Annotated in this window: 18 protein-coding genes and 2 tRNA genes; 9 read left to right on the top strand and 11 right to left on the bottom strand. The window is 72.2% G+C overall.

From position 1 onward, the window contains the following. Positions 1–32: 32 nt before the first annotated feature. Positions 33–2,084 (top strand): phosphocholine-specific phospholipase C, encoded by a 2,052-nt coding sequence (locus ACGFWJ_RS09290; protein WP_392946940.1) that lies wholly within the window; start codon positions 33–35, stop codon positions 2,082–2,084. Between the two features lie 7 nt (positions 2,085–2,091). Here the strand turns inward: ACGFWJ_RS09290 and pflA are convergent, their stop codons facing one another. The 3 genes from pflA to adhE form a co-directional block, all read right to left on the bottom strand. After that, on the bottom strand, positions 2,092–2,841 hold the full coding sequence (gene pflA, locus ACGFWJ_RS09285; protein WP_392946937.1) for a pyruvate formate-lyase-activating protein: 750 nt from the start codon (positions 2,839–2,841) through the stop codon (positions 2,092–2,094). 33 nt (positions 2,842–2,874) lie between these two features. After that, the gene (pflB, locus tag ACGFWJ_RS09280; RefSeq protein WP_392946933.1) at positions 2,875–5,142 is read right to left on the bottom strand and encodes a formate C-acetyltransferase; all 2,268 of its coding nucleotides are present in this window, start codon (positions 5,140–5,142) and stop codon (positions 2,875–2,877) included. A gap of 113 nt (positions 5,143–5,255) precedes the next feature. Beyond that, positions 5,256–7,976 carry a bifunctional acetaldehyde-CoA/alcohol dehydrogenase gene (adhE, locus tag ACGFWJ_RS09275; protein ID WP_392946931.1) on the bottom strand — a complete coding sequence of 907 codons (2,721 nt, stop codon included), beginning with the start codon at positions 7,974–7,976 and terminating at the stop codon, positions 5,256–5,258. Between the two features lie 346 nt (positions 7,977–8,322). On the opposite strand from adhE, the gene ACGFWJ_RS09270 reads away from it, so the two are divergent. Next, the gene (locus tag ACGFWJ_RS09270; RefSeq protein ID WP_392946928.1) at positions 8,323–8,541 is read left to right on the top strand and encodes a hypothetical protein; all 219 of its coding nucleotides are present in this window, start codon (positions 8,323–8,325) and stop codon (positions 8,539–8,541) included. A 64-nt stretch (positions 8,542–8,605) separates the two neighbouring features. On the opposite strand, the gene ACGFWJ_RS09265 is transcribed toward ACGFWJ_RS09270, so the two are convergent. Beyond that, positions 8,606–11,929, bottom strand: a complete 3,324-nt coding sequence (locus ACGFWJ_RS09265) for a S41 family peptidase (protein WP_392946925.1) — start codon at positions 11,927–11,929, stop codon at positions 8,606–8,608. 146 nt (positions 11,930–12,075) lie between these two features. Between ACGFWJ_RS09265 and ACGFWJ_RS09260 the strand changes: the two genes are divergently transcribed. Further along, entirely contained in the window at positions 12,076–13,710 is a 1,635-nt protein-coding gene (locus tag ACGFWJ_RS09260) for a chitinase (RefSeq protein WP_392946922.1), read from the top strand. A 559-nt stretch (positions 13,711–14,269) separates the two neighbouring features. Next, entirely contained in the window at positions 14,270–14,650 is a 381-nt protein-coding gene (locus ACGFWJ_RS09255; RefSeq protein WP_392946919.1) for a VOC family protein, read from the top strand. Positions 14,651–14,712: 62 nt separating this feature from the next. Here the strand turns inward: ACGFWJ_RS09255 and ACGFWJ_RS09250 are convergent. Next, a tRNA-Lys gene (locus ACGFWJ_RS09250) sits at positions 14,713–14,786 on the bottom strand. A gap of 111 nt (positions 14,787–14,897) precedes the next feature. Between ACGFWJ_RS09250 and ACGFWJ_RS09245 the strand changes: the two genes are divergently transcribed. Both ACGFWJ_RS09245 and pgi read left to right on the top strand, forming a co-directional pair. Further along, entirely contained in the window at positions 14,898–16,478 is a 1,581-nt protein-coding gene (locus ACGFWJ_RS09245) for a Na+/H+ antiporter (RefSeq protein WP_392946916.1), read from the top strand. A 171-nt stretch (positions 16,479–16,649) separates the two neighbouring features. After that, the gene (gene pgi, locus ACGFWJ_RS09240) at positions 16,650–18,314 is read left to right on the top strand and encodes a glucose-6-phosphate isomerase (RefSeq protein WP_387647296.1); all 1,665 of its coding nucleotides are present in this window, start codon (positions 16,650–16,652) and stop codon (positions 18,312–18,314) included. A 49-nt stretch (positions 18,315–18,363) separates the two neighbouring features. Here pgi and ACGFWJ_RS09235 read toward each other — a convergent pair whose 3' ends face one another. After that, the gene (locus tag ACGFWJ_RS09235) at positions 18,364–19,014 is read right to left on the bottom strand and encodes a GntR family transcriptional regulator (protein WP_392946913.1); all 651 of its coding nucleotides are present in this window, start codon (positions 19,012–19,014) and stop codon (positions 18,364–18,366) included. Between the two features lie 58 nt (positions 19,015–19,072). On the opposite strand from ACGFWJ_RS09235, the gene ACGFWJ_RS09230 reads away from it, so the two are divergent. Genes ACGFWJ_RS09230 through ACGFWJ_RS09220 form a run of 3 tightly spaced genes read left to right on the top strand, consistent with a single transcriptional unit; the run spans position 19,073 to position 21,905 of the window. Further along, a complete protein-coding gene (locus ACGFWJ_RS09230; RefSeq protein ID WP_392946910.1) occupies positions 19,073–19,861 on the top strand; it encodes a (Fe-S)-binding protein in 789 nt (262 codons plus the stop codon). Continuing rightward, positions 19,858–21,291 (top strand): lactate utilization protein B, encoded by a 1,434-nt coding sequence (locus ACGFWJ_RS09225; protein WP_392946907.1) that lies wholly within the window; start codon positions 19,858–19,860, stop codon positions 21,289–21,291. The genes ACGFWJ_RS09230 and ACGFWJ_RS09225 overlap by 4 nt, the downstream gene beginning before the upstream one ends. Continuing rightward, on the top strand, positions 21,288–21,905 hold the full coding sequence (locus ACGFWJ_RS09220; RefSeq protein ID WP_392946904.1) for a lactate utilization protein C: 618 nt from the start codon (positions 21,288–21,290) through the stop codon (positions 21,903–21,905). The genes ACGFWJ_RS09225 and ACGFWJ_RS09220 overlap by 4 nt, the downstream gene beginning before the upstream one ends. Before the next feature lie 24 nt (positions 21,906–21,929). On the opposite strand, the gene ACGFWJ_RS09215 is transcribed toward ACGFWJ_RS09220, so the two are convergent. The 5 genes from ACGFWJ_RS09215 to ACGFWJ_RS09195 form a co-directional block, all read right to left on the bottom strand. Beyond that, a complete protein-coding gene (locus ACGFWJ_RS09215; RefSeq protein WP_387647283.1) occupies positions 21,930–22,181 on the bottom strand; it encodes a hypothetical protein in 252 nt (83 codons plus the stop codon). A 112-nt stretch (positions 22,182–22,293) separates the two neighbouring features. Beyond that, positions 22,294–22,367 (bottom strand) — tRNA-Lys (locus ACGFWJ_RS09210). Between the two features lie 87 nt (positions 22,368–22,454). Then, on the bottom strand, positions 22,455–22,988 hold the full coding sequence (locus tag ACGFWJ_RS09205; protein ID WP_392946901.1) for a bifunctional DNA primase/polymerase: 534 nt from the start codon (positions 22,986–22,988) through the stop codon (positions 22,455–22,457). A 115-nt stretch (positions 22,989–23,103) separates the two neighbouring features. Next, positions 23,104–23,511 (bottom strand): hypothetical protein, encoded by a 408-nt coding sequence (locus ACGFWJ_RS09200; protein ID WP_387647278.1) that lies wholly within the window; start codon positions 23,509–23,511, stop codon positions 23,104–23,106. A gap of 138 nt (positions 23,512–23,649) precedes the next feature. Continuing rightward, positions 23,650–25,041, bottom strand: coding sequence for an AAA domain-containing protein (locus ACGFWJ_RS09195; RefSeq protein WP_392946898.1), 1,392 nt, complete (start codon positions 25,039–25,041; stop codon positions 23,650–23,652). Positions 25,042–25,047 lie beyond the last annotated feature (6 nt).

Genomic DNA, 25,047 nt, shown 5'->3' with positions numbered 1-25,047 from the left:
TCATCAGCAGCCGAAGGGACGGGCGGGTCAAGATGGCAGAGCTGAGTCGTAGGAAGTTCATGGCGCTGTCGGCGAGTGCGGCAGCCGGTGCGGCGGTCGCCGGGTCGGGCGTGGTGGGCGGGGCGGCTCCCGCGGTCGCGGCGCCGGCGGGGACCACGGGGACGATCACGGACGCGAAGCACGTGGTGATCCTGATGCAGGAGAACCGCAGCTTCGACCACTACTTCGGGATGCTCAAGGGCGTGCGCGGCTTCGCGGACCGCTCGGCGATCCAGATATCCGGCGGCTACAGCGTGTTCAACCAGCCGAACCTGCTGGGCCGCCAGTACCCGTGGCAGTTCAGCGCCACCAAGCCGGCGGGCGGCGCGGACCCGGCGCGGCTCGCGCAATGCAATGGCGACCTGAGTCACGCGTGGAGCGATCAGCACAACGCCTGGAACGGCGGCAAGCTGGACTCCTGGGTGTCCGCCAAGGGCACCGTCCGCGCGCTGGGGTACCTGACCAGGGCGGACATCCCGTTCCACTACGCGCTGGCCGACAACTGGACGGTCTGCGACGCCTACCACTGCTCGGTGCTGAGCGCGACGGGCCCGAACCGCACCTACCACTGGTCCGGCCAGATCGACCCGTCCGGCACGGCGGGCGGTCCGGCGTACGACGGCGGCGACGAGTCGGGGCTGCGCTGGCAGACCTACGCGGAGGCGCTGGAGAACGCGGGGGTGAGCTGGAAGGTCTACCAGAACGCGTCGGACAACTACGGCGACAACGCTCTGGCCTACTTCACCCAGTTCTCCTCCGCCCCCGCGGGCAGCGCCCTCGCCGTGAAGGGCATGGGCTCCGTCCCGAAGGCGACCGGCCGGACGCCGGACGACATCGTGGCGGCGATCAAGGCGGACGTGCTGGCGGGCACCCTGCCGCAGGTGTCGTGGATCGTGCCGGACCAGGCGTCCTCGGAGCACCCCTACGCCACGCCCACCGACGGCGCGCACTTCGTGCACAACGTCATGGACGCGCTGAACGCCGACCCGAACGTCTTCAACTCGTCGATCCTGTTCATCAATTACGACGAGAACGACGGCTTCTTCGACCACGTCCCGCCGCCGGCCGCGCCCTCCGGGACGGCCGGGGAGTTCTACAACGGGGTCAACATCGGCCTGGGCTTCCGCGTCCCGATGCTCGCCATATCCCCGTGGAGCCGGGGCGGCTGGGTGTCCTCGGAGACCTTCGACCACACCTCGGTACTGCGCTTCCTGGAGAAGTGGACGGCCGCCCAGGGCCGGCCCGCGAACTGCGTGAACATCTCGGCCTGGCGGCGGAAGATGTGCGGCGACCTGACCGGCCTGTTCGACTTCGCCAACCCGGTGTACGGGATGCCCGCGCTGCCCGACACCTCGGCCACCATCGGGCTGGCCGCCTGCGGTCCGCTGCCGAACCCGGCGCCCGTCAACAACCAGCTGCCCGCGCAGGAGGCCGGTACCCGCCCGGCCCGTGCGCTGCCGTACCAGCCGGTGGCGAACCTGGACCACCTGGAGTTCGGCTCCGCCGGCGTGACGAAGGTCTGGATCGCGATGTCCAACGCCGGCACCGCCACCAACCACTTCGCCGCCTACGCCAACGCCTACCGCTCGGGCGGGCCCTGGCAGTACACCGTCGATCCCGGCGCGGCGACCAGCGACTTCTTCAACTGCGGCACCGGCTACGGCTCGGGCAAGTACGACCTGACGGTGATCGGCCCCAACCGCTTCCTGCGCCGCTTCACCGGCGACACCACCGCCGCCGGCAAGAACGCGGCCGTCACCGCGACGTACGCCCCCGCGCCCGACACCGGCAAGCTCGCCGTCTGGTTCAAGCTCGCCAACACCGGGACCGCCCCGGTGACCTTCACCGTCACGTCCACCAACTACCGCACCGACGGCCCCTGGACGTACCAGGTCGCCGCCGGGGCCACCACCAGCGACTGGTTCAACGCGGCGGCCTACACCAACGGTTGGTACGACTTCACGGTGACGGTCAGCGGCGACGCCAGTTGGTCGCAGCGCTTCACCGGCCACCTGGAGACCGGCACCCCGTCCATCTCCGGCTGACGCGGGCTCACACCGCACGCAGGCCGTGCGCGGCGAAGATGTCGCGCGCGGCCTGCACCTGTTCGGGCGTGGGCGTGGGGGTGTCGGCGAGGGTGAACTCGCGGCCCAGGGCCGTCCACTTGGGGTGGCCGAGCTTGTGGAAGGGGAGGACGTCGACGCGCGAGACGTTGCCGAGGGAGGCGGCGAAGGCGGCGACCCCGGCGATGTTCTCGGGCGGGTCGGTGAGGCCGGGCACGAGGACGAAGCGGAGCCACACGTCCTTGCCGAGGTCGGCGAGGCGGCGGGCGAAACCGAGGGTGGGTTCGAGGGGCTGACCGGTCAGCCGGCGGTAGAGGGCGCGGTCCCAGGACTTGATGTCGAGCAGGACCAGGTCGGTGTCGGCGAGCAGGGCGTCGCTCGCCCGGGCGCCGAGGAAGCCCGAGGTGTCGAGCGCGGTGTGCAGGCCGAGCTCCTGCTTGAAGCGGCGCAGCAGTTCGCCGGTGAAGGCCGGCTGGAGCAGGGGTTCGCCGCCGGAGAGGGTGGCGCCGCCGCTGCCGGAGGCGTGGATGAAGGCGGTGTACTTGGCGGCCTCGGCGACCACCTCGTCCGTCGTGGTCCGTCGGCCGCTGCGCATCCGCATGGTGTCGGGGTTGTGGCAGTACAGGCAGTTCAGCGGGCATCCGGCGAGGAAGGCCACGAACCGGGTGCCGGGGCCGTCCACGCCGGTCGACAGGTCCCAGGAGTGCACCGAGCCGGTGGTCTTCGGAGCGGTGGTCATGGCGGTGCCCTCCCGGGAGCTGTCGGGGTGGGCTCAGAGCGAGCCGTGGAAGGTGCGGTTGACGACGTCCAGCTGCTGTTCCCTGGTCAGCCGGACGAAGTTGACCGCGTAGCCGCTGACCCGGATGGTCAGCTGCGGGTACTTCTCGGGGTGCTCCATGGCGTCGAGCAGCGTCGTCCGGTTCAGCACGTTGACGTTCATGTGGAAGCCGCCGACGGCCGTGTACCCGTCGAGCACACCCGCGAGGTTCCGCACCCGTTCCTCGCGGGTGCGGCCGAGGGCGTCGGGCGTGACGGTGTTGGTGAGCGAGATGCCGTCCTCGGCCGCGTCGTAGGGGAGTTTCGCCACCGACAGGGCGCTCGCCACGTAGCCGTGGGTGTCGCGGCCGTTCATCGGGTTGGCGCCGGGGGAGAACGGTTCACCGGCCCGGCGGCCGTCGGGGGTGGCGCCGGTCTTCTTGCCGTAGACCACGTTCGAGGTGATGGTCAGCACCGACTGGGTGTGCTCGGCGCCCCGGTAGGTGGGGTGCTTGCGGACCTTGCGCATGAACTCCTCGACGAGTCGCACCGCCAGCTGGTCCACCCGGTCGTCGTTGTTGCCGTACGCCGGGTACTCGCCCTCCACGGTGTAGTCGACGGCGAGGCCGGACCCGTCGCGCACGGGCCGCACCGTCGCGTACCTGATCGCCGACAGCGAGTCCGCCGCCACCGCGAGGCCCGCTATGCCGCAGGCCATGGTGCGCCGCACGGCACGGTCGTGCAGGGCCATCTCGAGGCGCTCGTACGCGTACTTGTCGTGCATGTAGTGGATGACGTTCAGCGCGTGCACGTACGTCTCGGCCAGCCACTCCAGCTGCCGGTCGAAACGGGCCGACACCTCGTCGTAGTCGAGGACCTCGGACTCGATCGGGCCGGTGTCGGGGCCGATCTGCTCGCCGGTGATCTCGTCCCGGCCGCCGTTGATCGCGTAGAGCAGCGTCTTGGCGAGGTTGACCCGGGCACCGAAGAACTGCATCTGCTTGCCGACCTCCATCGCGGAGACGCAGCAGGCGATCGCGGTGTCGTCGCCGAAGCGGGGGCGCATCAGCTCGTCCGACTCGTACTGCACGCTGGAGGTGTCGATGGACACCTGGGCGCAGAACTCCTTGAAGCCCTGCGGGAGTTGCGGCGACCAGAACACCGTCATGTTGGGCTCGGGCGCCGGGCCCAGGTTGTACAGCGTCTGGAGGTAGCGGAACGAGGTGCGGGTGACCAGCGGGCGGCCGTCGCAGCCGATGCCGCCGATCGACTCGGTGACCCAGGTCGGGTCGCCGGAGAACAGCTCGTCGTACTCGGGGGTGCGCAGGAAGCGGACGATCCGCAGCTTGATGATGAAGTCGTCGATCAGCTCCTGCGCCCGGCGCTCCGTCAGCCGGCCCTCGGCCAGGTCGCGTTCCAGGTAGATGTCCAGAAAGGTCGAGGTGCGGCCGAGCGACATGGCCGCGCCGTTCTGCTCCTTCACGGCCGCCAGGTAGGCGAAGTACAGCCACTGGATTGCCTGTTGGGCGGTGCCGGCGGGCCCGGAGATGTCCTGGCCGTAGCTCGCGGCCATCGCCTTGAGCTCCTCGAGGGCGCGGATCTGCTCGGCCAGTTCCTCGCGCTCCCGGATGATGTTCTCCAGCGTGCGCGGGTCGCGCGGCGCGGCGTCCAGGCCGGCCTTCTCCTCGCGCTTGGCGGCGATCAGCCGGTCCACGCCGTACAGCGCCACCCGCCGGTAGTCGCCGATGATCCGGCCACGGCCGTACGCGTCCGGAAGGCCGGTGACCACACCGGCCTTGCGGGCGGCCCGGATCTCGGGCGTGTAGGCGTCGAACACGCCCGCGTTGTGGGTCTTGCGGTGGACGGTGAAGACCTTCTCCAGCTCCGGGTCCACCGGGTAGCCGTACGTCTCCAGCGCGCCCGCGACCAGCCGCCAGCCGCCGTTCGGCATGATCGCCCGCTTCAGCGGGGCGTCGGTCTGCAGGCCGACGATCAGCTCGTTGTCCCGGTCGATGTACCCGGGGGCGTGCGCGGTGATGGTGGACGGCGTGTCCCACGAGACGTCCAGGACGCCCTTGGCACGCTCCGCCGGGAACAGGTCGGTGATCCGCTTCCAGACGGACGCGGTCCGCGCGGTCGGGCCGGCCAGGAAAGCGGCGTCGCCCTCGTACGGGGTGTAGTTCCGCTGGATGAAGTCGCGGACGTCGACGGCGTCCCGCCACAGGCCGCCCTTGAAGCCGTCCCAGGCACCGCTGTGGATGCGCTCCGCGTGCTGCGTGCTCATTGCCTCGCTCCCGCCTCTCGCCTACGAGCACCATTGTGAAGCGGTCCACAGACTCACATGGGCTCGAAAAGTCCTGATCAGAGGGACATTGGTCCCCAATGGTCCGCCGACTCTCAGACCGCCCGGTCGTCGCCGTAGTACGCCTGGGTCATCAGCCGCCGCATGTCCCGCAGCATCGGCATCCGCGGATTCGCCGGCGCGCACTGGTCCTCGTACGCGTTCATCGCCTGCTGCTCCAGCCCCGCCAGGAACGCCGCCTCGTCCACCCCCGCCTCCTTGAACGAGCGCGGGATGCCGACCCGTTCGCGCAGCTCCTCGACCGCGAGCGCCAACGACTCCACGCCCTGCTCGGGAGTGTCCGCGGGCAGGCCCAGCGTCCGGGCGATCTGCTGGTAGCGCTCCGGCGCCCGGTAACTGCGGTACTTCGGCCAGCTCGTGACCTTCGCCGGGGCGCCGCCGTTCCAGCGGATCACGTGCGGCAGCAGCAGCGCGTTGGTCCGCCCGTGCGCCACCTGGAAGGTCCCGCCCAGGGTGTGCGCCATCGCGTGCACCACGCCCAGGAACGCCGAGCCGAACGCCATGCCCGCGATCGTCCCCGCGTTGTGCATCCGCTCCCGCGCCACCGGATCGTTCGGGCCGTCGTCGACCGCCGCCGCCAGGTTCTCGAAGACCAGCCGGATGCCCTGCAGCGCCAGGCCGTCGGTGAAGTCGTTGGCGTACACCGACACGTACGTCTCGATGCAGTGCGTCAGCGCGTCGAAGCCGGAGTCCGCCGTCACCGTCGCCGGCAGATCCGTGGTCAGCGCCGGGTCCACGATCGCCACCGTCGGGGTCAGCGCGTAGTCCGCCAGCGGGAACTTCTGCCCGCTCTCCGGGTCGGTGATCACCGCGAACGGCGTGACCTCGCTGCCGGTGCCCGAGGTGGTCGGCACGCACACCAGCTTTGCCAGCTCGCCCAGGTCGGGGAAGGCGAAGGCCCGCTTGCGGATGTCGAAGAACTTCTCCTTCAGGTCCGCGAACTCCACCTCCGGGTGCTCGTACATCAGCCACATCACCTTCGCCGCGTCCATCGGCGAACCGCCGCCCAGCGCCACGATGGTGTCCGGCCGGAAGCCGCGCATCAGGGCCGCGCCCTTCTCCACCGTCGCGATGCTCGGATTCGGCTCGACGAAGTCCACCACCCGCACCTCCACCGGCTCCGGCCGCCGGCGCAGCACCTCCCGGACCCGCTCCAGGTGGCCGATCTCCACCATCGTCCGGTCGGTGACCACCACCACCCGATGGGCGCCGCGCATGTCCGTCAGGTACGACAGGGAGCCACGTTCGAAGAAGATCTTCGGCGGGACCTTGAACCACTGCATGTTCGTGTTGCGCCGCCCGATCCGCTTGACGTTGATCAGGTGCAGCGCCGAGACGTTCCCCGACACCGAGGTACGGCCCCACGAGCCGCAACCCAGCGTCAGCGACGGCAGGAAGGCGTTGTACACATCGCCGATGCCGCCCTGCGAACTCGGCGCGTTCCAGATGATCCGGCAGGCCCGCACCCCGGCGCCGAACTCCTCGGCGAACGCGGCGTCACCGGTGTGCACCGCCGCCGAATGCCCCAGACCGTTGAACTCCACCATCTCCGCCGCGAGTTGGACGCCGTGCGCGCGCGACCGGGCGCGCAGCACCGCGAGCACCGGGCAGAGCTTCTCCCGGGTCAGCGGCTCGCCCTCGCCCACCCCCGCGACCTCCGCCAGGATCACCGAGGTGTCCTCCGGCACCTCGAACCCCGCCGCCCGCGCCACCTCCGCCGCCGACTGCCCCACCACCGCCGAATTCAGCTTCGCGCCGGCACGGTCGGCCCCCGCGCCGACCCCGAACAGGTGCTGCTCCAGCAGCACCTTCTCCTCCGGCCCCGCCAGGTACGCCTTCAACGTCCGGAACTCCGCCAGCGCCGGCTCGTAGATCTCGTCGTCCAGGATCACCGCCTGCTCGGAGGCGCAGATCATGCCGTTGTCGAAGGACTTCGACAGCACGATGTCGTTCACCGCGCACGCCAGGTCCGCGCTCTTCTCCACGTACGCCGGTACGTTGCCCGCACCCACGCCCAGCGCCGGCTTCCCGCACGAATACGCCGCCCGCACCATCGAGTTGCCGCCGGTGGCGAGGATCGTCGCCACCCCCTCGTGCCGCATCAGCGCGTCCGTCGCCGCCATCGACGGACGGTCGATCCACTGCACGCAGTGCGCCGGGGCGCCCGCCGCGATCGCCGCGTCCCGGACGATCCGGGCCGCCTCCGCCGAGCAGCGCTGCGCCGACGGATGGAAGGCGAACACGATCGGGTTGCGGGTCTTCAACGCGATCAGCGCCTTGAAGATCGCGGTCGAGGTCGGGTTGGTCACCGGGGTGAGGGCGGCGACCACGCCCACCGGCTCGGCGATCTCCACGATCCCGTCGATGTCGTCCCGGGCGATCACCCCGACCGTCCGCATGCCGGCCATCGAGTGCGTGACGTGCTCGCAGGCGAAGACGTTCTTCACCGCCTTGTCCTCGAACACCCCGCGCCCGGTCTCCTCGACAGCCAGCGCCGCCAGCCGGGTGTGCGCGGCGAGCGCGGCCAGCGAGGCCTTCTTGACGATCCGGTCCACCCGCTCCTGGGTGAGACCCGCGTACTCCTGGAGTGCCTTGTGCCCATTGCGGACCAGTGTGTCGACTGCGGCCCCGGGATCGTCGGCGTCGACGGCGGGGACCTGAACGTGCTCGGCGGGGACCTGAACGTGCTCGGCGGGGACCTGAACGTGCTCGGCGGGGATCGGGACGTTCTCGGTGGGGGACTGCTGACCGGACATGGCGCGCTCACCTCTCGGGGTGCGGCTGCGGGGCGCCCCGGCGGCACTGCCGGGACCGGTTGACCCCCTCAGGCTCGGGCGGCGGACCCTGCGGCGGCTACGGCCGTTGGGCACGAGCTGCCCGGGACTATCGACCTTCTCCCTTGCGGCGCACGGCAGTTCGGGCCCGTCCCCGGCGCGTCGGGGGCCTGCGCCGGGCGGGTGAGTCGCGGGCCGTCGGGGTGCGGCGTCCGGGGGCCGGTGCGAGGGTGGGCGGAGCCCGCACGGGTACGTGCGACCGCTCCCCGGCGGCGTACCGTGACAAGTGAGGCACCGAAGCAGGGGGGCGCCCACCCGAGGAGGAGACATGGGCATCTTCGACAGGTTCCGCCACCACCCCGCCCAGCCCACCGCCCCGCCCGAGGAGTCCGCCGAACGGGCCGCCCTCGCCCACGACGAGGCCGCCGACGCCTTCGGCTACAACGTGGAACGCGCCCGCGACGACGCCGAACGCCGCGTCCAGCAGGAACGCGAGGACCGCGAGGCCGCCGAGAACATGACCGCCGAGGGCGACCCCTGGGGCTGACACCCACCCGTGAACGCCGGTGCCGAGCGGCCGGTCCCCAGCCGGGGCCGGCCACTCGGCGTTCCTACGGCCGCGGCGGCAGCGGCGGACGGCGGAGGTCGGGGCGGGGGACGCTAGGGGGCGGAGGTGCGGCGGCGGGGGTGGTGGTGAGGAGGTCGAGGGCGAGGGTGACGGCGGCGGCGAGGTCGGTGCGTTCGCCGTGGGCCCAGTCGCGGGGGGTGCGGATGACCTCGATGTCGGGGGCGACGCCCTGGTTCTCGACGGAGAAGCCGATGCCGCCGGAGAACCAGGAGGCGTTCTTCGGGACGGAGATCTGGGTGCCGTCGCCGAGGGCGTGCCGGCCGGTCATGCCGACCACGCCGCCCCAGGTGCGGCTGCCGACGACCGGGCCGAGCGCGAGTTCCTTGATGGCGGCGATGATGACGTCGCCGTCGGAGCTGGTGGCGTGGTCGGCGAGCGCCACCACGGGGCCGCGCGGCGCGTCCCGGGGCCAGCGGACGGGCTGGCGGCCGCGGGTGAAGTCCCAGGCGAGGACGCGGCGGCGGAGTTTCTCCAGGACCAGTTCGGAGACGTTGCCGCCGGCGTTCCCGCGGACGTCCAGCACCAGGGCGGGGTGGGCGAGTTCGGAGCGCAGGTCGCGGTTGAACTGGGCCCAGCCGGAGCCGCCGAGGTCCGGGATGTGCAGGTAGCCGCACACGCCGTTGCTGAACTCCCGTACCAGGTGGCGGCGTTTGGCCACCCAGTCCTGGTAGCGGATCGGCCGTTCGTCGGTGAGCGGGGTGACGGCGATCCGGCGCGACTGCCCGCCGTGGCGGACGGTCAGCTCCACCGTGGTGCCGCCGGTGCCGGCCAGCAGCGGCGCGGGCCCGCGCACCGGGTCGGGCGGGCGGCCGTCCACGGCGAGCAGCTCGTCGCCGTCGTGCAGGCCGTAACCGGCGAGCGGCGCGCGGGCCTTGGGGTCGGAGGACTCGCCGGGCAGGATCCGGTCGACCAGCCAGCGGCCGTCCGGGTCGCGGTGCGCGTTGGCGCCGAGCAGGCCGAGCGGCAGCTGGGCGAGCGCCGGGCCCTCGCCGCGCCGGGACGGGGTGACGTAGGCGTGCGAGGTGCCGAGTTCGCCGAGCAGTTCGCGCAGCAGGTCGGCGAAGTCGTCGGGGGAGGCGATCCGTTCCACCAACGGGGCGTACTGGGCGGTGAGTTCGGCCCAGTCGAGGCCGCACATGCCGGGGTCCCAGAACTGGTCGGCGACGATCCGGGCGGCCTCGGCGTAGGACTGCCGCCACTCCGCGGCCGGGTGCACGGTGTGGGTGATCCGGCGCAGGTCCACCGGGACGGGGGCGGTCGGCGCGGCCAGCGGGTACAGCTTGAGCGAACCGGCCGAGAACACCGAGACCGCCGAGCCGTCGGCGGACACCGCGAAGCCGTCCAGCTGCTCGACCAGCGTGCTGCGGCGGCCCCGGGCCAGGTCGAAGTACTCCAGGGCGGGGCGGCCGGAGGTGTCCTCCGGGTTGGCGAAGGTCTGGCCGAGCGCGCCGGAGATCGGCCAGCGCAGCCACACCACGCCGCCGCGCACCGACGCCGTCGCCGAGTACTTGGAGGCGATCACCGGGAACGGCACCAGGCGCTTGCTCAGCCCGTCCTCGTCCACCCGCACGGTGCCGTCGCCGGTGGCCTCCTCCGGATCCAGGCCGACCGGCGGGCGCCCCTCGGCGGGGGAGGCGAACGGCGACGGGGTGTCGGCGGCCAGCGCCACCAGGTACGGGCGGCAGCCCAGCGGGAAGGACAGGTCGCCGGTGTGCACGTCGTGCACCGGGTCGAAGCCGCGCCAGGACAGGAACACCAGGAACCGGCCGTCCCGGGTGAACACCGGATGCTCGTCCTCGAACCGGCCGCCGGTGACGTCGACGATGTGCCCGGGACGGTCCACCCGGGCCAGCCGGACGGCGCGCAGCGAGCGGCCCGCGACCGGCTGGGACCAGGTCAGCCACTGCGAGTCCGGGGAGAACGACGGGCTGGAGACCGGGCCGAACCGGGACGCGGCGACCTCGGTGACCTCGCCCTCGGCGGTGTCCACCAGCAGCAGCCGGCCGTCCGAGCAGGCCACCGCGAGCAGATTGCCGTCCGGGGCGGCGGACAGCTCCTGGACCCGGCCGATCCGGCCCGCCGCGATCCGCCGGTGCGGGGCCGGATCGTCCGCCGGGCCGTCCTTGCCGGGCAGCGGCGCCAGCTCGATCGCGTCCTCGCCGTCCGCGTCGGTGACCCAGGCGGCCCGGCCCGACCAGCCGAGCACCTGCGGCAGCCGGCAGCGCACCCCCGGGGTGTCGGCCAGCGCCCGGGCCGGGCCGTCCCGGTGGGTCAGCCAGTACAGCGAACCGCGCACGTTGATCACCCCGGCCCGGCCGGTGGCGTCGCAGGCCAGGTCCTTGACGTTGTTCGCGGCGCTCACCTGGTACGGGCGGCGGCCGCACCGGGCGCCGCCGAGCGGCACTTCCAGGCGGTGCGGCGCGGGCGCGTCCAGGCTGTCCAGCAGCCACAGGTCGCCGGCGTGCTGGTAGACGATCCTGGTGCCGTCGGTGGCGGCCTCGCGCGCGTAGTACGTGGCGTGGTCGGTGTGCCGTCGCAGATCGGTGCCGTCCGGGCGCACCGAGTACACGTTGCCGACGCCCTCGTGGTCCGACAGGAACGCCACCCTGGTCCCGGCAGGGGTCTCCACCGGCATCGGCGCGGCCAGGTGCCCCGGCAGGTCCGGCAGCAGCAGGTCGTGGTCCACCCACAGCCGCCCCTTCGCGCCGCCCCGGTAGCGCTTCCAGAACGCCGGCTCGTGCGGCGCGGCATCGGTCAGCAGCACCGTGTGCCCCGCCCCCATCTGCGCGTCCGCGACCGGCCCCCACGGCATCCGGCGGCCCGGCGACCCGTCCGGCGGCAGCTCCCACGCCCACGTGTAGTGCGCGAACGGCTCGTGGTACGAGCTGACCGCCAGCACCTCCCCGTTCGGCAGCCACCCGCGAACCCGGGTGTCCTGGCTGCCCCAGTACGTCAGCCGGGTCGCGGGCCCGCCCGCCACCGGCGCGGTGAACACCTCCGGAGTCAGCGCGAACCAGCTCGTCCACGCCACCGTCGCACCGTCCGGCGACAGCCTGGGATGACTCACCCTGGTCCGGTCGGCCGTGACCCGCCAGGCCCGACCGATCCGGCCGTCCGCGGCGAGCGGCGCGACCCAGACGTCGTCCTCGGCGGTGAAGGCGAGCAGACCGTCGCGTACATGGGGGAAACGCAGATATCCGGGCACCTCTCCATGGTTCGACCCCGCGCCGGGAGCCGCAACGCGGGCGGATCCGGGGCCGCGTGGCGTACCTGATCGACGCTCAACGAACCTGCGCCGCAGGCGCATTGACAGCGCCGGGCCGAGCCGGTTCAGTGGTCTAGTCCAACTCCCCAGGGTGCGTGCCGGTGCGGCGGCACGCACCCGGCCGGGAACCCCACAGCCCCGCGGGCGGGAGAGGGACGTCCCCCACACAGAGGCAGGAGCATCCCCACATGCGCACTCCCCGAAGGAAGCGGCTGATCGCCGCCGGAACCGCCTGGGCGGTGGCCGCCGCGGCCGCCGTCGCAGTCAGCTTCGGACTGGCCGGATCGGCCTCCGCCGGCGAATTCCTGGTCAACGGCGGCCTCGAATCCGGCACCCTCAACCCCTGGACCTGCAGCGGCACCACCGGCAGCGTCGTCACCGGCCACGCCCACACCGGCACCTACGCGCTGGCCGGCACCGCCTCCTCCACCGACACCGCCCAGTGCACCCAGACCGTCGCCGTCGCCCCCAGCACCACGTACACGCTCAGCGCCTACGTCAACGGCGCGTACGTCTACCTCGGCGTCAACGGCGGCAGCTCCACCTGGACGCCCAGCACCGGCGGCGGCTACCAGAAGCTGTCCGTCAGCTTCACCACCACCGCCACCCAGACCTCCGCCACCGTCTTCACCCACGGCTGGTACGGACAGGGCGCCTACTACGCGGACGACATCTCCCTGGACGGGCCGGGCGCGCCGACGGGGTCACCGTCCGCCACCGCCTCTTCCTCTGCGTCCGCCTCCGCCTCCGCGTCCGCCTCGGCTTCGGCCAGCCCGTCGAGCTCGGCGAGCACCCCGCCGCCGCCCCCCGGCAGCCACGCGCTGGTCGGATACCTGCACGCGAGCTTCGCCAACGGCGCCGGCTACCTGAAGATGTCGGACGTCCCCGACAGCTGGGACATCATCGACCTGGCCTTCGGCGAACCGGACTCCATCACCTCCGGCAACATCCACTTCAACCGCTGCCCCGTCGCCCAGTGCCCGGGTGCGGAGTCCGATGCCGACTTCAAGGCCGCGATCGCCGCCAAGCAGGCCAAGGGCAAGAAGGTGCTGCTGTCGATCGGCGGCCAGAACGGCGAAGTGCAGCTCACCACCACTGCCGCCCGCGACGCCTTCGTCTCCTCGGTCTCCTCGATCATCGACAAGTGGGGCCTGGACGGCCTCGACATCGACTTCGAAGGCCACTCGCTGTCGCTGAACACCGGCGACAACGACTTCAAGAACCCGACCACGCCGGTGATCACCAACCTGATCTCGGCCGTGAAGACCCTGAAGGCCAAGTACGGGGCGAACTTCCAGCTGACCATGGCGCCGGAGACCTTCTTCGTCCAGCTCGGCCACCAGTACTACGGCTCGGGCCCCTGGGGCGGCCAGGACCCGCGGGCCGGCGCCTTCCTGCCGGTCATCCACGCACTGCGGGACGACCTGACGCTGCTTCACGTCCAGGACTACAACTCGGGCTCGATCATGGGTCTCGACGGCCAGTACCACAACATGGGCGGCGCGGACTTCCACATCGCCATGACCGACATGCTGCTCGCCGGCTTCCCGGTGGCCGGCAACACCGCCAACATGTTCCCGGCCCTCAAGCCCTCCCAGGTCGCGATCGGCATGCCCGCCAACACCTACGCCGGCAACGGCTACGTCGCCCCGGCCGTGGTCAACCAGGCCCTCGACTGCCTCACCAAGGGCACCAGCTGCGGCTCCTACACTCCGCGGGCCGGCAAGCAGCCGAACCTGCGCGGGCTGATGACCTGGTCGATCAACTGGGACAACTACAACAGCAACGAGTTCTCGCGGAATTTCCACAGCTACTTCGGCTGAGCGCTCCGCAGAACGGAAAGGGGCCGGCCGCCGGGTGGTGGCCGGCCTCGGCTGCGTGTGGGGCTGTCGCCTGCGGCGGGCTTGAAGGGGGAGGGGCGTTGCCTGCGGCGGGCCCCGAAGGGGAGAGGAAGCGGTAGCCGCCGCAGGTGGGGCCGGTTGCGGGGTGGTGGCTGGCTTCGGCCGCGTGTGGGCTGGCGCCTGCGGCGGGCCCCGAAGGGGAGAGGAAGCGATAGCCGCCGCAGGCGGGGCTGGTTGCGGGGTGGAATCTGCGGCGTCGTCCCTTCTTCCCGGCCCGCCGCAGGCGCTTCGGTCCGGGGGTCGTCGGGGTCCGGTCCGGTGGGCCGGCAAGGGACCGCGAGCTGCGCGGGACGGGCGGGGCAAGCTGCCGGGTGGCGGTCCGGCCTGGTCGTGTGCGGGTTGGTGCCTGCGGCTGGCGCGGTTTCCCGCGTCGCCTGCCGCCTTCCCCTTTCCCTGTCTCCCTTCCCCGGGCCCGCCGCAGGTGGTGGGGGGTCGCCGGGGTGGGGCGGGGTGCCTAGCCTGAGGGGAGGAGGTGGTGGTGATGCTGGGCGATGCGCCGTTGTGTGCGGTGATTCCGGTGACGGACATGGGGCGGGCCAAGCAGTACTACAAGGAGACGCTGGGGCTGGAGCTGGTGAAGGAGGGGGCGGAGGACGTCACGTTCCGGTCCGGGGGTTGTGAGTTCTCGCTGTACGAGACGCCTTACGGGGGGCAGGCCGGTCATACGCTGGCCAGCTGGAAGGTCTCCGACCTGGACACCGAGATGGCCGACCTGCGCCGTCGCGGCGTGGTGTTCGAGGAGTACGACCTGCCGGGGCTGAAGACCCTGGACGGGGTCGCCGAGGCCGACGGCATGCGGGCCGCGTGGTTCAAGGACCTGGACGGCAACGTGCTGTGCGTCAATGAGCGGCGTGCGGCCTGAGACAGAAGCCCCGGAGAACGCAGAAGGCCCCTCGCGTGAACGAGGGGCCTTCGTGCTGTCTGTGCGCCGCCAGGGACTCGAACCCCGGACCCGCTGATTAAGAGTCAGCTGCTCTAACCAACTGAGCTAGCGGCGCTTGCTGACGGGGAGAACATTACCTGGTCAGGGCCGGAAACACACAATCGGTCCGGTTGAGGGGGGACCGTATGCTGAACGCGGCCGTCCGCTTCTGCCGAGAGGAACTGTCGTGGGCCAGCTGACCCTGCTCTTTCTGGTGCTGCTTGCCTCGGTGGTGACGATGCCGTTGGCGCGGAAGAGCAGAATTCCGCAACCGGTGCTGATGACGCTGGTCGGTCTGGTGTTCGCGCTGGTTCCGCAGATCCCGAACGTGGCGATCGACCCGGAGTTCATCCTGCCGCTGGTGCTGCCGCCGCTGATCTTCGCGGTGGCGCGGCGCTCCTCGGTGCGCTACTTCAAGGCCAACATCCGTTCGATCCTGCTGCTGGCCGTCGCGCTGGTGATCGTCACGACGACCGTGGTGGCGGGCGTGTTCTCCTGGCTGGTGCCGGCCGCGCCGCTCGCGGCGGCGGTCGCGCTGGGTGCGCTGGTCTCGCCGCCCGACCCGGTGGCGGCCGTCGCGGTGGCGGGTGAGGTGGGGCTGCCGCGCCGGCTGATCTCGGTGCTGGAGAGCGAGGGCCTGTTCAACGACGTCACCGCGATCGTCATCTATTCGCTGGCGGTCGAGGCGGTCGTCAACGGCGACCTGTCGGTGGGGCACGCCGTGCTGCGGTTCCTGCTGTCCGCGGTGGTCGCGGTGGCGGTCGGTGTCGGCCTGGGCTGGGCCAACGCCAAGCTGGCCGGGCTGCTGGAGGACCCCACCCAGCAGGTGGCGCTGAACCTGCTGGTGCCGTTCGCCGCGTACGTGCTGGCGGAGGAGGCGCACGGCTCGGGCGTGCTCGCCGTGGTGGTGTGCGCGCTGTACCTCGCGGACCGGGCGAGCGATGCCGACGAGGTGTCGTACCGGCTGGTCGGCAACGCGTTCTGGGAGATCGTCGAGACCCTGATCACCGGTGTCGCGTTCGGCCTGATCGGCCTGGAGCTGTCGACCGTCCTGAAGGACGTCAAGGACACCTGGCACACGATGCTCGGCGACACCGCGATCGTGATCGCCGTGGTGGTCGTGGTCCGGTTGCTGTGGCTGCTGCCCGCCGCGTGGCTGTCCAAGCGGCTCAGTCACGGCGACGAGGACACCCCGATCAGCTGGCGGGAGACCGTGGTGCTGTGGTGGTCCGGGATGCGCGGTGTCGCCACCGTCGCGCTGGCCCTCGCCATTCCGCTGACCCTGCACAACGGGCTGGCCTTCCCGGCCCGCAGCGAGATCATCTTCATCGCCTTCAGCGTCGTGCTGTTCACCCTGGTCGTGCAGGGCCTGACACTGCCCTACGTGGTGAAGCTGCTCGGCCTGGACAGCGACCACGACGCGCACGAGCAGGCCGTCCGGGACCTGTGGTGGCGCGCCGCCAAGGCCGGTCTGCACCGGCTGACCGAACTGGAGGAGAAGGACCAGCTGCCGCCGGAGATCACCGAGCGCCTGCGCGAGCGCCAGCACGACCGGCTGGCCCGGCTCTGCCCGGACCGGTACGAGGAGGAGGAGGCGATGGAGGCGAAGCGCCGCGGCAAGAAGTGGCGGCAGGCGTTCGCGGTCGAGCAGGAGATGATCGCCGCGTCCCGCCGGGAGGTGCTCGTCGCCCGCGGCGAATCCGGTGCCGACCCCGAGATCGCGGACCACGTGCTGCGGACGCTCGACCTCCAGTCGGCCAGGAAGTGACGGTCCGTCGACCGCTCGGCGTGCGAGCCGGTGGATGTCCCGGCAGCGAGACCCGCAGGGAATAGGGTTGGGGCCGGGCATGGCTGACGACGGATGAGGCAGCCGCCGGCCCCAGTCACCCTTTCCGCCGGAACTGCCGGTATCGGCACCGCATGACCCAAGGAGCAACCGATGTCGGACACCCCCGCCAGCGGCCGGACCCCGTTGGACCGCACCCCGCAGTGGGCCGCCCTGGGGAAGCACCGGGCCGAGCTCGGCGACCAGCACTTGCGCGAGCTGTTCGCCGCAGACCCCGACCGGGGCAGCCGCTACACCCTTCAGGTCGGCGACCTGTTCATCGACTACTCGAAGCACCTGGTCACCGACCGCACCCTGGACCTGCTGCGCCAGCTCGCCGCCGCCACCGGCGTCGCCGAGCTGCGTGACGCGATGTTCCGCGGCGAGAAGATCAACACCACCGAGAACCGCGCCGTCCTGCACACCGCGCTGCGCGCCCCGCGCGAGGCGGTCGTCGAGGTCGACGGGGAGAACATCGTCCCGGCCGTGCACGCCGTCCTGGACAAGATGGCCGACTTCTCCGAGCGGGTGCGCTCCGGCGCCTGGACCGGCCACACCGGCAAGCGGATCCGCAACATCGTCAACATCGGCATCGGCGGCTCCGACCTCGGCCCCGCGATGGCCTACGAGGTGCTGCGCTCCTACACCGACCGCGACCTGACGGTCCGCTTCGTCTCCAACGTGGACGGCGCCGACCTGCACGAGGCGGTCCGCGACCTGGACGCCGCCGAGACGCTGTTCATCGTCGCCTCGAAGACCTTCACCACCATCGAGACCGTCACCAACGCGGTCGCCGCCCGCAGCTGGCTGCTCGGGCAGCTCGACACCGGCGAGGCCGCCGTCGCCAAGCACTTCGTGGCGCTGTCCACCAACGCGCAGGGCGTCGCCGACTTCGGCATCGACACCGCCAACATGTTCGAGTTCTGGGACTGGGTGGGCGGCCGCTACTCGTACGACTCGGCGATCGGCCTGTCGCTGATGATCGCCATCGGCCCGGAGCGCTTCCAGGAGATGCTGGCCGGCTTCCGCCTGGTCGACGAGCACTTCCGCACCGCGCCCGCCGAGCAGAACGTCCCGCTGCTGCTGGGCCTGCTCGGGGTCTGGTACGGCGCGTTCTTCGACGCCCAGGCGCACGCGGTGCTGCCGTACTCGCACTACCTGTCGAAGTTCACCGCGTACCTCCAGCAGCTCGACATGGAGTCCAACGGCAAGTCGGTGGACCGCGACGGCCGCCCCGTCGACTGGCAGACCGGCCCCGTGGTGTGGGGCACCCCCGGCACCAACGGGCAGCACGCGTACTACCAGCTGCTGCACCAGGGCACCAAGATGATCCCCGCCGACTTCCTCGGCTTCGCCCGCCCCGTCGACGACCTGCAGGCCGGCCTGGTCGCCCAGCACGACCTGCTGATGGCCAACTTCTTCGCCCAGACCCAGGCGCTGGCGTTCGGCAAGACCGCCGAGGAGGTCGCGGCCGAGGGCGTCCCCGCCGAGCTCGTCCCGCACAAGACCTTCCGCGGCAACCACCCGACCACCACCATCCTGGCCGACGAGCTCACCCCGCACGTGCTCGGCCAGCTGATCGCCCTCTACGAGCACAAGGTGTTCGTCCAGGGCGCGGTCTGGAACATCGACTCCTTCGACCAGTGGGGCGTCGAGCTCGGCAAGGTGCTGGCCAAGAAGATCGAGCCGGTGCTGCTGACCGGCCAGGGCGGCGAGGCGCTGGACGCCTCCACCGCCAACCTGGTCACCCGCTACCGGGAGCTGCGCGGCCGCAAGTAGGCACTTGACGCACGAGGGCCCCGGGGAGTGTTCCCCGGGGCCCTCGGTGTCAGTTGATGCGTGCCAGCAGGGAGTCCGCGTGCGCCGAGATGAGCGCGCGGGCCAGTTCCGGGTCCGGAACGGCGAGGGCGTCGGCGAGTGCCTGGTGTTCGGCGTGGTCCTCGTCGGCGTGCGCGCGGGTCGCGGTGGCGGCTGCGGAGATGCGTATCTGACGGTCCCACAGGGTCTCGTACAGGGAGGTCAGGACGGGGTTGCCGGCCGCCCTGAGCAGCGTCAGGTGGAAGTGCCGGCCGGCCTCCACGGGGTGCGGGTCGCGGTGTTCGCAGGCGGCGCGCAGTTCGGCGGCGGCGGCCGTCAGTGCGGCCGGGCCGCGTTCGGCGAGGGCGTCGACGGCGGCGCGTTCGAACAGCACCCGGGCGGCCAGCACGTTCCGGGCCTCGCCCGGGGCGATCGGGACGACCTGGGCGCCGCGCTTGGGGTACAGGCGCAGGAAGCCCTCCGACTGGAGCCGCAGGAACGCCTCCCGGACCGGGGTGCGGGACAGGCCCAGCTCGAGCGCGACCACGCCCTCGGAGAGCAGCGTGCCGCCCGGCCAGGTGCCGTCGAGCAGTCGGGTGCGGACGTGGTGGTAGGCCCGCTCGGCGGTGGACTGTGCGTTTGCAGACTGCGTGCCATTGGGTTGGGGCTCGGCTTCGGTCACCACGCCATTCTGCCACGCATCCCACTCTTGCATCTAAGCTTGCATCTATGATGCGGGCATGCCCCCGAACGCCCCTCACCCCCGGACCGCCCTGTTCGTGACCTGCCTGGGCGACACCCTGTTCCCCGACACCGGCCGCGCCACCGTCACCCTGCTGCGCCGCCTCGGCGTGGAGGTGGACTTCCCGCCCGGCCAGAGCTGCTGCGGGCAGATGCACTTCAACACCGGGTACCGCAAGGAGACCGCCAAGCTGGCCCGGCACTTCGTGGACACCTTCGGCGACTACGAGGAGATCGTGGTGCCCTCGGCGTCCTGCGCGGGCATGCCCGCCGAGGCCTACCCGCCGGCCGCCGCCGGCGACCCCGGCCTGGCCCGGGCCGTCGCCGAACTCGCGCCCAGGGTCGTCGAGTTGACGCAGTACCTGACCGACCGGCTGGGCGTCACCGAGGTCGGCGCGTACTTTCCGCACCGGGTCACCTACCACCCGACCTGCCACAGCCTGCGGGCCACCAGGCTGGGGGACCGGCCCGAACGGCTGCTTCGCGCCGTCAAGGGCATCGACTTCGTCGAGCTGCCCGCGCAGGAGGAGTGCTGCGGCTTCGGCGGCACCTTCTCGGTGAAGAACCCGGCGGTCTCCGGCGCGATGAACGGCGACAAGGCCCGGCACGTGCGGGAGACCGGGGCGTCCGTGCTGGCCGCCGTCGACAACTCCTGCCTGATGAACATCGGCGGCCGGCTCGACCGGGACGGCCACCCGGTGCGCACCCTGCACCTGGTGGAGATCCTGGCCCGGACCGAACAGGACGGGCCGCTGCCCGGCGTCCCCGTGGTGGAGAGTGCGCGATGACGAGGTCGTTCCTGGGCTGGCCCGCGTTCCCCGAGGCCGCCGAACGCGAGGTCGGCAACCGGCAGTTGCGGGAGAACGTGCGCCGCGCCACGCACACCATCCGGGGCAAGCGGGCGGTACTGGCCGCCGAACGCCCCGACTGGGAGGCGCTGCGCGACTCCGCCGCCGCGATCAAGGACCAGGTGCTGGCCAACCTGGAGGAGTACCTGCTCCAGGTGGAGGAGAAGGTCACCGCCGCCGGCGGCACCGTGCACTGGGCGCGGGACGCCGCCGAGGCCAACCGGATCGTCACCGACCTGGTCCGGGCCACCGGCGAACGCGAGATCGTCAAGGTCAAGTCGATGCTCACCGAGGAGATCGGCCTCGACGCCGCCCTCGAAGCCGCCGGGATCAACGCCCGGGAGACCGACCTCGCCGCCACCATCGTCCAGCTCGGCGACGACCTGCCCTCGCACGTGGTGGTGCCCGCGCTGCACCGCAACCGCAGCGAGATCCGCGACATCTTCGTCCGCGAAATGGGCCGGCACGGCCGCCCCGCACCCGACGGGCTCACCGACGAGCCCGCCGAACTCGCCGAAGCGGCCCGGCTGCACCTGCGGGAGAAGTTCCTCGGCGCGAAGGTCGCCGTCTCCGGCGCCAACTTCCTGGTCGCCGAGACCGGCACCCTGGTGGTCGTCGAATCCGAGGGCAACGGCCGGATGTGCCTCACCCTCGCCGACACCCTGATCTCCGTCGTCGGCATCGAGAAGACCGTCCCCCGCTGGCAGGACCTCGAAGTCTTCCTGCAACTGCTCGCCCGCAACGCCACCGGCGAACGGATGGCCCCCTACACCTCCACCTGGACCGGCACCACGGACGGCGACGGCCCGGCGGCCTTCCACCTCGTCCTGGTCGACAACGGCCGCACCCGCGCCCTCGCCGACCCGACCGGCCGCCAGGCACTGCGCTGCATCCGCTGCGGCGCCTGCATGAACATCTGCCCCGTCTACGAGCGCACCGGCGGCCACGCCTACGGCTCCGTCTACCCCGGGCCGATCGGCGCCATCCTCAACCCGCTGCTCAAGGGCCTCGACGACCCGCAGACCGCCTCCCTGCCGTACGCCTCCACCCTGTGCGGCGCCTGCAACGAGGTCTGCCCCGTGCGGATCCGCTTCACCGACGTGCTGCTCGACCTGCGCGCCCAGGTCGCCGACGGCGGACAGCACCCCCTGGAACGCGCCGCGCTCGGCGCCGTCGGCGGCGTGATGGAACATCAGGCCGCCTGGAAGGCCGCCGTGAAGAGCATCGGACTGGTCGGCCCACTGCTGCTGCCCCGGCGGATCAGCCTGCCGGGACCGCTCGGCGGCTGGACCGACAGCCGCACCCTCCCCGCCATCCCCCGGGAGTCCTTCCGCAGCTGGTGGAAGCGGACCGAAGGAGACACCAAGTGACCGACGCCCGCACCGAGATCCTCCGCCGGATCCGCGCCGCCGCCGTCCCGCCCGTCCCTGAAAAGCCCCGCCACTACCTGCGGCACGCCCCCGGCCTCGACGAGGCCGACCGCCCCGCCGTGCTCGCCCTGTTCACCGAACGGCTCACCGAGTACGGGGCAACCGTGCTGCGTGCGGACCGGATCGGCACCGCGGTGGCCCAGGCGCTCGAAGGCGCCCGGAGCGCGGTGGTGCCCGCCGGGCTGCCGGACGAGTGGACGGCCGACTGGGACGGCGAGGTGCGCGCCGACCGGCCGCCGCTGAGCAACGCCCAACTCGACGCCACCGACGCCGTCCTGACGACCTGCACCGCCGCCGTCGCCGAATCCGGCACGCTGGTCCTCGACGGCGGACCCGGCCAGGGCCGGCGCGCCGCCACCCTGCTGCCCGACCTGCACGTCTGCGTGGTCCGCGCCGCCCAGGTGCACTCCGCACTGCCCGGCGCGCTCGCCGCAGTCGACCCGACCCGCCCGCTCACCTTCGTCAGCGGGCCGTCCGCCACCGCCGACATCGAAATGATCCGGGTCAAGGGCGTCCACGGACCACGCCGACTGGCGGTGATCCTGCTGCCCTGACCCCGCGGGGTCGGCGCCGCGTGGTCAGCCCTGGGGGGTCGGCGCCACCGAGGCCGTCGGCCCCGCCGGACGCGGCTCCGGGCCGTGCTGCGCCGTGTACACCAGCCCGAACCCCAGGCCGGCCACCAACGTCACCGCCCCCGTCCACGTGAAAACCCGCCGCAGCCGCCGCTGGAGCTCTTCGTGCCGATGGGCACGCAACGCGGCCGCCTCGGCCTCGGCGAGCTCGGCGTCGAGCCAGGCGGCCCAGTCGGAATGCAGGTCGTCGGACGCCATGACCGGGACATTAGCAGCCCTTTACGCGCACCCGACCGGGCGGCGGCCCCCGCCCTCCCGGCCCGGGAACGCCGAAGGCCCCCCGCTTCCGCGAGGGGCCTTCGACCGTCTGTGCGCCGCCAGGGACTCGAACCCCGGACCCGCTGATTAAGAGTCAGCTGCTCTAACCAACTGAGCTAGCGGCGCTTGCTGACGTGGAAGACTTTAGCAGCGGCCGGCGCCGGAGCCCAAATCCGTTTCCGCCAGGAGTGCCGTGCGCCGGGCACCCGGGGTTCAGCGGGCGTTCGGCAGCGGGTCGCCCGCGTGAGCACGGGCGGCGCGGACGCAGGCCCACAGCACCACGGACGCGCCGGGCAGCCAGGGCTCGCGGGTGTCCGGGGCGACGATCCAGCGGCCGCCGGCCGTGTCGGTGGAGTCCACCGCCCGCTGGACCGGGGGCACCGTCACCGCGTCGCCGATGCCGTGGCAGAGCAGCGGCGGGACGTCCCGGGCCCACTCCTCCCAGGCCAGCAGGGTGCGCAGCCGGGCCGCCGTGCCCGGCTGCGCGAACAGCAGGACGCGGCCGCGGAAGCCGGCCACCGGGCCGCAGCCCGGTCCGGACGCCCACAGTTCGTCGAGCACCCGGCGGCCGAACACCGCCGGCATGCTGATCACGTCGAAGGCCCGGCCGCACGGCAGGACGGCGGGCGCCCACGGACGGGCCTCCCACAGCGCGCGCATGCTGCTCGGGTACTCGCTGGCGGAGGCCAGCCACGCCTCCCCGGCGACGCTGACGTACTCGACGGATTGATAGGTCCAGATGTCCACCCGCCCAGCGTGGACCGGCCACGCCCGGGGCCGCGGCGAAAACCGCGTTCACCGCACATCGGCGGCGGCGAGGGCGTACCATCGCCCGCCGCATATGCCAGCGGCCTGGAGGCGGCTACTCCTCGAGACCGCGGCGCTGCAGGGTGCGGCCGTACTCGACCATCTTCAGCGCGTAGTCGGGCGTCCACTCGGCGCGCTCGGCGATCTGCTCGGCGGAGAGCGCGTCGAACCGGCGCGGGTCGGCGAGCTGGGCCGCGGCGATCGCCTGGAAGTCGGTGGCGCGCTCCGCAGCGGCGCGGAACGCCAGCGTCAACTCGGTCGAGCGGGACAGCAGTTCGGCCGGATCGGCGATCGACTCCAGGTCGAAGAAACGCTCCGGCTCGGGCTCCTTGCCCTCCGGCTCGAAGATCAACTGGGCCGGGCGGATCCGGCGCCCCCGATCGCCAGGCCCCGGCACGGCCGGTACGGCAGCCGGCACCGGCGTACCGCTCTGGTCGGACGCCTGCGGGTGCGAGTCGGGCATGGCGGGGCACCTCCGGGGTGGTGAAGGGAAGACGGCCGTCGTCCATTGTCGCGCGCGGACCGCAGGTAGCGGAACGGTGCGCCCCCGGTTGCTATTCCCCCGCACCGGCGCGCGCCACCCTCCGCGCGCCGGTACGCGTCACGTCAGGCGCACGCGGTGCTCGGACAGGCGCGCCAGCACCGCGTGGTTCGCCTCCCAGCCGTCCGGGAACTTCACCGCCACCCCCAGCTGCACCGGCTCCGTCGACGGATGCTCGTCCAACAGCTCCGCGATGCCCGCCCGCGCCACCACGATGCACGCGTGCCGATGCCGGGACGCCAGCACGCACAGCCGCCCCGTCTCCAGGTGGAAGGCCGTCGCGTCCGGCCGCCCCGACAGCGGATGCAGCACCACCGTGACGTCGTACTCCCGGCCCTGCAGCCGGTTCGCGGTGTCCACCGTCACCGCCTCGCCCAGCGCCGGATCCACCGGCACCCCCAGCCGGGCCAGCTCCGCCCGCACCGCCGCCGCCTGGTCCCGGTGCGCCGTGCCCACCGCCACCCGGCCCGCCGTCAACGGCGCCGAACCCTGCTCCGAGACCGCCGTCAACTCCCGCTCCAGCAGCCGCCGCACCGTCTGCGCCACCGCCGCCACCGCCTGCGCGTCGGTCCGCACCGTGTGCCGGGCCGGCAGCTCCAGCAGCGCCCAGCCGCTGTCCGCCGCCTCGTCGATCGCCGCGTCCACCGCCGAACCGTCCGCCCGCACCCCCGGACGCAGTGTCCGCTCACCCGGGCCGGTGCCCGAACGGAACGGCGTGTACGGGTAGAACGCCGACGAGATCAACGGCGCCGCCGAGGCCGGCAGCCGCCACGACACCGGCAGCCGGTGCGGCCGGATCGCCGGATTGTGCGCCAGCAGCGTCACCACCGCCGAGCTCGACGGGTCGTACGACAGGCCCGCCCACTGGTCGGTGCCCACCACCGTGAACGGGTCCAACTGGCCCGGATCACCCACGAACAGCGCCCGCTCGAACAGCCGGGCCACCGCCAGCAACGCGTCCGAACGCATCTGGTACGCCTCGTCCACGATCGCCTGCCGCCACGGCTGCTCGGTCTTCACCCACTGCCACTTCGCCGCCGTGGAGATCACCACGTCCTGCTCCAGCAGGTCCGCGACCTTGTCCCTGGCCGTGACGTTCTGGTGCCGCAGCGCCTCCGGAGCAGGCTTCGAATCGCTCGCGTGCAACCGGCCGATCGACATGCCGGGGGCCTTCGACGCCAACCGGTCCACCAGGTCGTCCACCTGGCTGTTGGTCTGCGCGACGATCATCAGCCGCTCGCCCGCACCCACCAGCTCCCGGGCCGCCCGCACCACCAGCGTCGACTTGCCCGCACCCGGCGGCGAATCCACCACCACCCCGCGCGGGGCACCCGGCCGCGGCCGCACCACCGCGTCCAGGATCCCCGCGACGGCACGGTCCGCGGCCTCGCCCGGCGACAACGCGCCCGGGGCGTCCAGGGGGTTGGTCACCGGCTCTCCAGAGAAACTCATCCGTAC

The sequence above is a fragment of the Kitasatospora sp. NPDC048407 genome (assembly GCF_043200475.1).
Classification (GTDB): Bacteria; Actinomycetota; Actinomycetes; order Streptomycetales; family Streptomycetaceae; genus Kitasatospora.
This window is presented reverse-complemented; position numbering and strand designations above follow the sequence as displayed.